This is a genomic window from Streptomyces sp. NPDC003943 (assembly GCF_053605265.1).
The window spans coordinates 1-8621 of the sequence record NZ_JBSGIW010000161.1 but is presented as its reverse complement, the minus strand read 5'-3'; the positions used below and the strand labels follow the sequence as shown (position 1 = coordinate 8621).

Here is an 8621-nt window from a genome sequence, read left to right as displayed (position 1 = left end):
TGTGTGGGCGGGGGCCCCCCACCCGGGGGCGGGGTGTTGGGGTTGTTCGACCGACACCGGGGGGGGGGGGGCCGGGGGCGGCGTCAGGCGGCCGGGGCCTCGCCTTTTTCGCGATAGCGAACGAATTGCTTGCTTTTGCGAATCCTAGGCCTGGATGAGCGCCCAGATCCCCACCGCGAAGCACACCAGCGCGGTCACGAGCACCGGCACCGCCACCTTCGCGGGAGGGCCGGAGCGGCGCACGGGGACCGTCGGTGCCGTGAGGGTGGCGTACGCGGTCACCGTCGGCGCGTACGACGGAGGCGGCGGCACGGGTGTGGGCGCGGGCTCGGGCTCGGGTACGCGCTCCGGTACGGGTACGGGTACGGGCGCCGGCTCCCGTACGGGCTGCGAGGCGGCAGCCTGTGGACCCGGGGCCTGTGGACGGGTGGCGCGCGGGCCCGCCGCCTGCGGGCCGTCGGGGCCGAAGCCGGGCGGCAGCGGGCCGATCTGGTCGAAGATCTCGACCGGTTCCTCGCCGGCCACCGGGTCGGGCAGCAGCTCGACCGCCGCCTGCAGCGCCTTGCGCGCTCCCGTGGCCGTACGGAACCGGTTCCGCGGGTCCGGCTGGAGCAGGCCCGCCAGGACCTGCCAGAGGGGCTCAGGGACGCCCTGAGGGGCTCCTGGGGTCCCGTGTGCCTGGAAGAGCCGTACGAGGGCCTGGGAGTCCGGCTTGCGGCCCTCGAGCAGATAGAGCCCGACCAGGCCGACCGCAAACAGGTCGGCCGTGAAGTCGGGCTCGGCGCCCGTCAGTTGTTCGGGCGCGAAGTAGCCGGGCGTCCCCATCACGTGGTGGGTCTCGGTGAGGCGGGGCTCGCCCTTGCGCATGGAGATGCCGAAGTCGGAGAGCCGCAGGTGCGGCCGTCCGGTGCCGGTGGCCTCCATGAGGATGTTGGCCGGCTTGATGTCCCGGTGCACGACCCCCTCCGCGTGCACCGCGGCGAGCCCGGCCAGCAGCTGGTCGAGCAGCACGCACACCAGCCGGGGCGGCAGCGCGCCGTAGTCCCCGATGACGTGCGCCAGGGAACCACCCGCCACCAGGTCCATGGTGAAGAGGACCTTGTCGTCGTCCGCGGCCCAGCTGGCCGGGGCGAGGACGTGCGGGTGGTCGATCCTGAGCGCCTGCTCGCGGACGAAGCGCAGCAGGGTGTGGGCATCGCTCTGCTGGAGCACCTTCGCCGCCACGTAGCGGCGGCGCCGGTGGTCCCAGGCCCGCCAGACCGCGCCTATCCCGCCGCGGCCGACCGGATCGACCAGCTCGTACCGGCCCGCGAACACCTCACCCATCGTGCTGCGCCCGCCCCCCGCCCGTACTACGGCGTCAGTTCCGGTGTCAGTTCTGGTGCGACTCGTAGTGGGCGACCGCGTCCGCCGTGCGCCCGGCGCCGTACACCCGGAGGAACTCTGCCAGTTCGGGGTGGGCGGGCGCGAGGGTGTCGGCGGCGTCGAGGATGTCGCCGGCCGCGGCCACGGAGCGCAGCAGGGACTGGATCTCCCGGACCACGCGGCGCACGGTGGGCGCGCCGCTGGTGCCGGTGGTCTGGCTGTTGGCGGTCAGCACCGAGCCTCCCTGGGACTTCTTGATCTCGTCCATCCGGTCGGTGGCCTCGGCGGCGCTGACGCTGCCGTCGGCGACCTGGCCGGCCAGCTCCTGCAGGGCCTGCACCCGCTGCACGACGGCGGGATTGCCGATCTTGGCCCGCTGGCCGCTCATCAGCTGGGAGAGCATGGGCGCCGAGAGCCCGAGCACGGCCGCCAGCCTGGCCTGGTTCAGCCCGAGATCGTCGATCAGCCGGCGGAAGAGCGCCCCCAACGGCTCCCCGTACCAACTGCGCTGAAGCTCCCGGGCTCTGGCCGTGGCTTCCTGCTGCGCTGTATCCATTACCACTTCTCCCCATCCCTGGGTTCGCCACTGCGAACCCCGGTCAGCATCTTACGGAGCGTGGTCGTCTGCGGGGAGTCCCAATCCTTTTGCGGGATACGGGGGGTGACCCGGTACTCTGGTCTCGTTCCGGGGCCTTAGCTCAGTTGGTAGAGCGCTGTCTTTGCATGGCAGATGTCAGGGGTTCGACTCCCCTAGGCTCCACTCCCAGACGCCCTCTCTGACCTGCGGAAACGTGGTCGGAGGGGGCGTTTTTCGCGGTCAGGACCCGGCCGAGGTCGAGGACGCTGAGGCCGAACATCAGGACGCCCAGCGGGACGTGCAGCGCCGGCTTGTGGGCGATGCCGAGGACGACCTGGGCGGAGGCGAGGACCAGGAAGCCGGTGGAGTAGAGGATCGGGCGGGGCGAGCCGCCGCCCGGCCGCCAGGCGAGGACCGCGGCGAGGACGTAGAGCATCGTCGCGCCGTACATCACCCGGGCTCCTATGCCGTGCAGCGTCTCTCCGTAGGAGGTGGAGAGCAGCAGCCCGGCGCTGGTGGCCTGGAGGAAGAGGGTCAGGGTCTGCAGGGCGATCGAGACCTTGAGGAAGGTCCCCGTCTTTGCGGTCATGCGGCGTGCGTCCTTTCCGGCGGTGGGTCCGGGGTCGGCTCCGAGGCCGGCTCCGTGGGCGGCTCCGTGATCAGCGGAGGGTGAGCGGGGTCCTGGAGGCGACCCGGGTGAGCTTCTCGGGGTTGCGGACGAAGTAGACGCCGGTGATGAGGCCGTCCTCGACGCGCAGGGCCATGACGCCGTCGAATTCGCCGTCGAGGTGGACGGCGAGGGCGGGGCTGCCGTTGACGAACGTGGGCTCGCAGGTGAACGTGGCGCCGACCTTGCGGGAGCGGCCGAGGTAGAAGCGGACGAACTTCTCGGCGCCGACGACCGGGCGCAGCGCGGCCCGCTTGAGCCCGCCGCCGTCGGCGAGCAGGACGACGTCGGGGGCGAGCACGTCGAGGAGGCCCTGCGGATCGCCGGTCTCGACCGCGCGGCGGAAGGACTCCATGGCCGCCCGGGCCTCGCTCACGGAGGCCGTCTTGCGGGGGCGGCGGGCGTCGACGTGCTGCCGGGCGCGGTGGGCGATCTGCCGGACGGTCGCCGGCGCCTTGCCGACGGCGGCCGCGATCTCCTCGTACCCGACGTCGAAGACCTCGCGCAGGACGAAGACGGCCCGCTCGGTCGGGGTGAGCGTCTCCAGGACCAGCATCATCGCCATGGACATGCTCTCGGCGAGCTCGACGTCCTCGGCGACGTCGGGCGCGGTGAGCAGCGGCTCCGGCAGCCACTGGCCGACGTACGCCTCCCGCCGGCGCTTGACCGCGCGCAGCCGGTTGAGCGCCTGCCGGGTGGTGATCCGGACGAGGTACGCGCGGGGGTCGCGCACCTGGTCGAGGTCGACGCCGGCCCAGCGCAGCCAGGTCTCCTGGAGCACGTCCTCGGCGTCGGCCGCGGAGCCGAGCATCTCGTACGCGACGGTGAAGAGCAGATTGCGGTGCGCGACGAAGGTCTCGGTCGCCGGGTCGGATGTCCCGGGAGCGGCGGCTTCGGCGGCCGGGACCGGGGCTTCGGCGGCCGGGGCCGGGTTCTCGGCGGCCTGGTCGGCGGCTTCGGCGGCCGGGACCGGGGCTTCGGCGGCCGGGACCGGGGCTTCGGTGGCCGGGGCCGGGTTCTCGGCGGCCTGGTCGGCGGCTTCGGAGGCGTCCACGGCAAGGTCCTTTCGCTCAGGGGCGGTTGACCGGGTCAGACTGCCCGCTCGGCGGTGGGCTCCGCCATGTCGTTCCGGCCGCGCAGGAGTTCGCGGCGGTGCGGGCCCTTGGGCCAGTGGTGCGAGCCGGGCTTGCGGGCCTCGGTCACCAGGTGCTTGACGCTGAACTCGCAGGAGATTTCCTTGAGTTTGGCGCCGGGGCGGCCGCCGACGTAGAGCCGCTTCGCGGTGTCGTCCTTGTTCGCGAGCTGGAAGACCGCGGCCCGCCGCCCCAGGCTGACGCACATGGCCGGGTACGACAGGTCGACGGGCGCCGGCTGCTCGCCCGCGATGCGGTGCAGCAGGGTGTCGGCGGCGTGCGCGCCGAGGCAGCCCGCCCCGTAGGCGCTCATCCGGAACGGCAGGTCGGAGGGGGCCGCGGCGTCGCCGGCGGCGACGATCCGCTCGTCGTCGACGCTGGTCAGCGTCTCGTCGGTGAGCAGCCGCCCGGCCGGGTCGGTGCGCAGGCCGCTGTTGGTCGCGAGGTCGGGCACGGCGAAGCCGGTCGTCCAGACGGTGACCGCGCTGCGCAGCTCACGCCCGTCGGCGAGCGTGACGGTGTCCCGGGTCACTTCGGTCACCCTGGTGCCGGGGCCGTCGAGCACGGTCGTGCCGAGCGCGGCCAGCCGCCCCGCGGCCGAGGTCCGCGCCTTCGGGTGCAGATACGGGCCGAGCACCCCGCCGCACACCAGGGTGACGTTCCGGCCCTGCTCGGAGAGCTCGGCGGCCGTCTCGATGCCGGTCGGCCCGCCTCCGACGACGGTCACCGGGGCCTCGGCCGGCGTGGCGTCCAGGACCGCGCGCAGCTCCCGGGCCGTCTCCAGGGTGGCCGGCTGGTGGGCGAACTCGGCGGCGCCGGGGACGCGCGGCTCGGCGCCGTGGCTGCCGACGCCGTAGACCAGGTAGTCGTAGCCGAGGGTCCCGCCGCCCCACAGGTTCACCCGGCGGGCGGCCGCGTCGATCCGGGTCACCTCGTCGACGACGAGCCGTACGCCGGTGGCGAGGACCTCGTCGTACGCGACGACCGCCTCGTGCGTCCCGCCCACCAGCTGGTGCAGCCGGAGCCGCGGGACGAAGACCGCGCGCGGGTTGACCAGCGTGACGCGCACGTCGGGCCGCTGGGTGAGGCGGTTGGCGGCCATGACGCCCGCGTAACCGCCGCCGATCACGACCACCTCGGTGGTGGCCTGCTCGATGTCGTCCATGGTGTCTCTCCTCCGTCTCTCCCGGCCCGTTTCCGGGGGGTCGGCCTCAAGACACCGGGGGACCTCCCGGCGTGACATGCTGTGACTCGGATCACTTCGACGGGTGTGGAGGGAGCACACTGGCAGGAGGGGGCGGCTTCGGAAGAGGGTGCTCGGATGGCCAGAACGCGATCAGGGTCGCGCTACGCCCCGGACCGGGGGCTCGCCACGCGCATGGCGACGACGATGTTCCTGATCGGACTGCTGTACGTGGTGTTCGTCGGTGTCCTGATGGTGCTGCTGCGCGGGTCCTGGCCCATCATCCTGCTGCTCGCGGGCGCCCTGTTCGTCGCGCAGTTCTGGTTCAGCGACAAGATCGCCGCCCTGGGCATGGGCGCGCGCGAGGTGACCCGGGAACAGGCCCCGGAGCTGCACGGCACCGTGGACCGCATCTGCGCGCTCGCCGACATGCCGAAGCCCAAGGTGGCGATCGCCGACAGCGACGTGCCCAACGCCTTCGCCACCGGCCGCGGCGAGAAGACGGCGCTGGTCTGCGTCACCACCGGGCTGCTGCGCCGGCTGGAGCCGGAGGAGCTGGAGGGCGTCCTCGCGCACGAGATGTCCCATGTGGCGCACCGCGACGTCGCGGTGATGACCATCGCCTCGTTCCTCGGCGTCCTCGCCGGGATGATGACCCGCGTCGCCCTCTACAGCGGCCTCGGCCGCAGCCGCGACAGCAACACGGCCGTCGCGGTGCTGATCATCCCGGTCGTCAGCGGCTTCGTGTACGTGATCAGCTTCCTGCTGACCCGGGTGCTCTCCCGCTACCGCGAGCTCGCCGCCGACCGGGCCGCCGCGCTGCTCACCGGCCGCCCGTCGGCGCTCGCCTCCGCGCTCACCAAGGTGACCGGCCAGATGGCCCGGATCCCGACCCAGGACCTGCGCAAGGCGGAGCCGTACAACGCCTTCTGGTTCGCGCCCGCCTTCTCCTCTAAGGAGAGCCTGAGCCGGCTGCTCTCCAGCCACCCCACCCTGGAGCAGCGGCTCGACCAGCTGGCCCGGATCTCGGCCCAGCTGGGCGAGGGGTGAGGACCGGCCGATGGGACTGCTCGACAGCATCCTCGGACGCAGCAGGCCGGTGCGGCCCGACCTCGACCGGCTGTTCGCGCTGCCGGCCGCCGCGCTCACCCTCCAGGCCGGCACCGGCTACGCACCGACGGGCGCCGGGTCGGTCTGCTTCGCGGGAGTGGAGGGCGGCGCGTTCACACAGTTGAAGGAGGAGGTACGGGAGCTGCTCGACGTGGACGCGGACGCGGACATGGGCGGCGACGCGGACGCGGACGGGGGCGCCGACGCGCACGGGAGCGGGAGCGCCACGGGCTCCCGGGTGGCGTTCACGCGGGACACGTACGGCTACACCTGGCTCGCCGCGCACCGGCCGGCCGACGACCTCGTGGCGCTGGTCAACGACCTCCACGCGGTGAACACCCTGCTCGAGGAGGCCGGGTTCGGCCCGCACCTGCTGTGCTCCCTGACCGCCTTCCGCGACCCCGACGCCGCCCACGACCTGGCGCTCGTCTACCTCTACAAGCGCGGCACCTTCTACCCCTTCGCGCCCCGCTCGGACGGCTCCGAGAACCGCGACAACACCCTGGAACTCCAGGTCAGGGCGCTGCTCGCGGGTGATCTGGCGATGGAGCCGGAGCTGGAGCGGTGGTTCCCGGTGTGGGGCGCGCCGGGGCTCGGCGGGAGCTAGGGACGACGGCCGAAGTGGCCCACTGGATCAAGGGTCCAATGGACCAGAACACGTGGGCCACTGAGCCATAAAGTCGTGTCCATGGCGAAAACTCATCGGGCGGCCGACCGGGCGACCCACCGGGTCCTGCTCCTGGCCCAGCTCAGCAACTCCGTCGGCGACGGAGCCTTCTACACCACCTCGGCGCTCTACTTCTCCAAGATCATCGGCCTCTCCGCCCCGCAGATCGGCGCCGGCCTCGCCGTCGCCTGGGGCGTCGGCTCGCTCGCCGGGGCGCCGCTCGGAGCCCTCGCCGACCGGCGCGGACCGCGCGGCAGCGCCGTACTGCTCGCCCTGGCGACCTCGGCGGCCGTCGCCTCGTTCCTCGTCATCCGCTCCTTCCTGCCCTTCCTGCTCGCCGCCGTCGCCTACGCCACCGCACAGAGCGGCCTCGCCGCCGCCCGCCAGGCCCTGCTCGCCGGCCTGGTCGAACCGGGCGCCCGGGTCGCGATGCTGGCCCGGCTCCAGGCCACGCTCAACGCCGGCCTCGCCGTCGGCGCCGCGCTCGGCGGCTTCGCCCTGAGCGCCGGGACCCGCTCCGCCTACCTCGCCGTCTTCGCCCTCGACGCGCTCGGCTTCCTGCTCTGCGCCGCGCTGCTGCGCGGCCTGCCGCCGGTCCAGGGCGGCCCCGAGACGACCGGTCAGGGTGCCGGGCCGCGGCTCGTGGTGCTGCGGGACCGCCCGTACGCCCTGCTCACCCTCCTCAACGCGGCCCTGCTGCTCCGGCTGCCGCTGCTGAGCCTGGCGCTGCCGCTGTGGATCGCGGAGCGCACGGCGGCGCCCGGCTGGACGGTCTCGGCCCTCTTCGTCCTCAACACGGGCGCGGTGATGCTCTTTCAGGTGCGCGCCGCCCGCTCGGTGACCGGGCTGCCGGAGGCCGTACGGGCGGTGCGGAGCTCCGGGTTCGTGATGCTCGCCTCGTGCGCGGTGTTCGCGGTGACGGCGACGGCCGGCCTCGGGACCTGGCCGGTGGTGGCGGTGCTCGTCCTGGGCGCGGTCCTCCAGGTCGTCGCCGAGATGCGCCACTCGGCGGGCTCGTGGCAGATCGGCTTCGGGCTCGCGCCGGCCGACCGGATGGGCCAGTACCAGGGCTTCTACGGCACGGGCGTGCCGGTCGCCAGGACGCTGGGCCCGCTGCTCGTCACCACGCTGCTCATCGGGCAGGGCGCGGTGGGCTGGCTGGTCCTGGGCGGGATCTTCCTGGTGGCGGCGCTCGCCACGGGGCCCGCGGTGCGGTGGGCGGAGCGCAGCGCAAGCCGTACTGCGCCGGACGAGTGGTGTTCATCGGAAGAACTGCCCGACGACGGCGTCGCTCCGGGCATTCCGGTCGCGCTTCCCCATCATGAGGAATGTACGAAAAGCGCGCAATCCGAAATGAACCATCCGAGAACGCCCGGAACACCCGGAACTCCTGGGGCTCTCGGAACGCCCACACCGGAACCCGAAAGAAAGTGAGGGGTCATGGCCGCCGCCAAGCACTTCTGGACCGCCCTCGTCTCCGTCCTCTTCGCCCTCCTCGCCTCCCTCGGCCTCGCCACTCCCGCCACCGCCGCCGCTCAGCCCGCGCTCGCGCAGGGCGACGAGCCGGCGCTCGCCGGTGCCGCCGCGACCGCCGCCGCGCGCCCCGCCGTCTCCGTACCCGCACCCCGGTCCCATGACTGGCACCGGGCCCAGGGCCGCGCCCTGCCGCCCACGATGAAGCAGCGCATCGGCGCCGAGGCGCACGGTTCCTCCCCCGCCGTCCGCCACCTCCGCGCGGACGCCGCGGCCGACGGCGTCGACCTGACCGGCCTGGCGCTGGCCGCCACGGCCGGTTCGTCCGCCGGTTCGTCCGCCGGCTCTTCGGCCGACGCCGTGGCCGGTTCGCCGGCCGGTTCGTCGGCCGGTGCGACCGCCCGGTCGACCGCCGGCTCCGCGGCCGCGTATGGGGTGGCGGTAGC

Annotated in this window: 7 protein-coding genes, 1 tRNA gene and 2 pseudogenes; 5 read left to right on the top strand and 5 right to left on the bottom strand. The window is 73.5% G+C overall.

Annotation, left to right across the window (positions count from 1 at the left end; all coding sequences use genetic code 11):
• Positions 1-144: 144 nt before the first annotated feature.
• A complete protein-coding gene (locus ACWEV0_RS35180) occupies positions 145-1326 on the bottom strand; it encodes a serine/threonine-protein kinase (RefSeq protein ID WP_453153880.1) in 1182 nt (393 codons plus the stop codon).
• 46 nt (positions 1327-1372) lie between these two features.
• Complete coding sequence (locus ACWEV0_RS35175) at positions 1373-1921, bottom strand: helix-turn-helix domain-containing protein (RefSeq protein WP_453153879.1); 549 nt, start codon at positions 1919-1921, stop codon at positions 1373-1375.
• Positions 1922-2052: 131 nt separating this feature from the next.
• Here ACWEV0_RS35175 and ACWEV0_RS35170 point away from each other — a divergent pair.
• Positions 2053-2125: transfer RNA gene (locus ACWEV0_RS35170), tRNA-Ala, on the top strand.
• A 64-nt stretch (positions 2126-2189) separates the two neighbouring features.
• On the opposite strand, the pseudogene ACWEV0_RS35165 reads toward ACWEV0_RS35170, so the two are convergent.
• From ACWEV0_RS35165 to ACWEV0_RS35155, 3 genes and pseudogenes are all read right to left on the bottom strand, one after another.
• Positions 2190-2531: pseudogene (locus ACWEV0_RS35165) on the bottom strand (hypothetical protein); the annotation flags it as partial.
• Between the two features lie 70 nt (positions 2532-2601).
• The gene (locus tag ACWEV0_RS35160) at positions 2602-3444 is read right to left on the bottom strand and encodes an RNA polymerase sigma-70 factor (RefSeq protein WP_453153881.1); all 843 of its coding nucleotides are present in this window, start codon (positions 3442-3444) and stop codon (positions 2602-2604) included.
• Positions 3445-3698: 254 nt separating this feature from the next.
• Positions 3699-4907, bottom strand: a complete 1209-nt coding sequence (locus tag ACWEV0_RS35155; protein WP_453153878.1) for an NAD(P)/FAD-dependent oxidoreductase — start codon at positions 4905-4907, stop codon at positions 3699-3701.
• Between the two features lie 156 nt (positions 4908-5063).
• Here ACWEV0_RS35155 and htpX point away from each other — a divergent pair, with 156 nt between their 5' ends.
• The 4 genes and pseudogenes from htpX to ACWEV0_RS35135 all read left to right on the top strand — a co-directional run.
• Positions 5064-5975, top strand: coding sequence for a zinc metalloprotease HtpX (gene htpX, locus ACWEV0_RS35150; protein ID WP_453153877.1), 912 nt, complete (start codon positions 5064-5066; stop codon positions 5973-5975).
• A gap of 10 nt (positions 5976-5985) precedes the next feature.
• The gene (pspAB, locus tag ACWEV0_RS35145) at positions 5986-6642 is read left to right on the top strand and encodes a PspA-associated protein PspAB (protein WP_453153876.1); all 657 of its coding nucleotides are present in this window, start codon (positions 5986-5988) and stop codon (positions 6640-6642) included.
• An 81-nt stretch (positions 6643-6723) separates the two neighbouring features.
• Positions 6724-8136, top strand: coding sequence for an MFS transporter (locus ACWEV0_RS35140; protein WP_453153875.1), 1413 nt, complete (start codon positions 6724-6726; stop codon positions 8134-8136).
• 6 nt (positions 8137-8142) lie between these two features.
• Positions 8143-8517: pseudogene (locus tag ACWEV0_RS35135) on the top strand (DUF6344 domain-containing protein); the annotation flags it as partial.
• Positions 8518-8621: the final 104 nt, after the last annotated feature.

Bases quoted from the DNA above. Each gene is read 5' to 3' on its own strand.
- ACWEV0_RS35155 (WP_453153878.1), bottom strand. From the start codon at position 4,907: ATGGACGACATCGAGCAGGCCACCACCGAGGTGGTCGTGATCGGCGGC.
- ACWEV0_RS35140 (WP_453153875.1), top strand. From the start codon at position 6,724: ATGGCGAAAACTCATCGGGCGGCCGACCGGGCGACCCACCGGGTCCTG.
- ACWEV0_RS35175 (WP_453153879.1), bottom strand. From the start codon at position 1,921: ATGGATACAGCGCAGCAGGAAGCCACGGCCAGAGCCCGGGAGCTTCAG.
- pspAB (WP_453153876.1), top strand. From the start codon at position 5,986: ATGGGACTGCTCGACAGCATCCTCGGACGCAGCAGGCCGGTGCGGCCC.
- ACWEV0_RS35180 (WP_453153880.1), bottom strand. From the start codon at position 1,326: ATGGGTGAGGTGTTCGCGGGCCGGTACGAGCTGGTCGATCCGGTCGGC.
- htpX (WP_453153877.1), top strand. From the start codon at position 5,064: ATGGCCAGAACGCGATCAGGGTCGCGCTACGCCCCGGACCGGGGGCTC.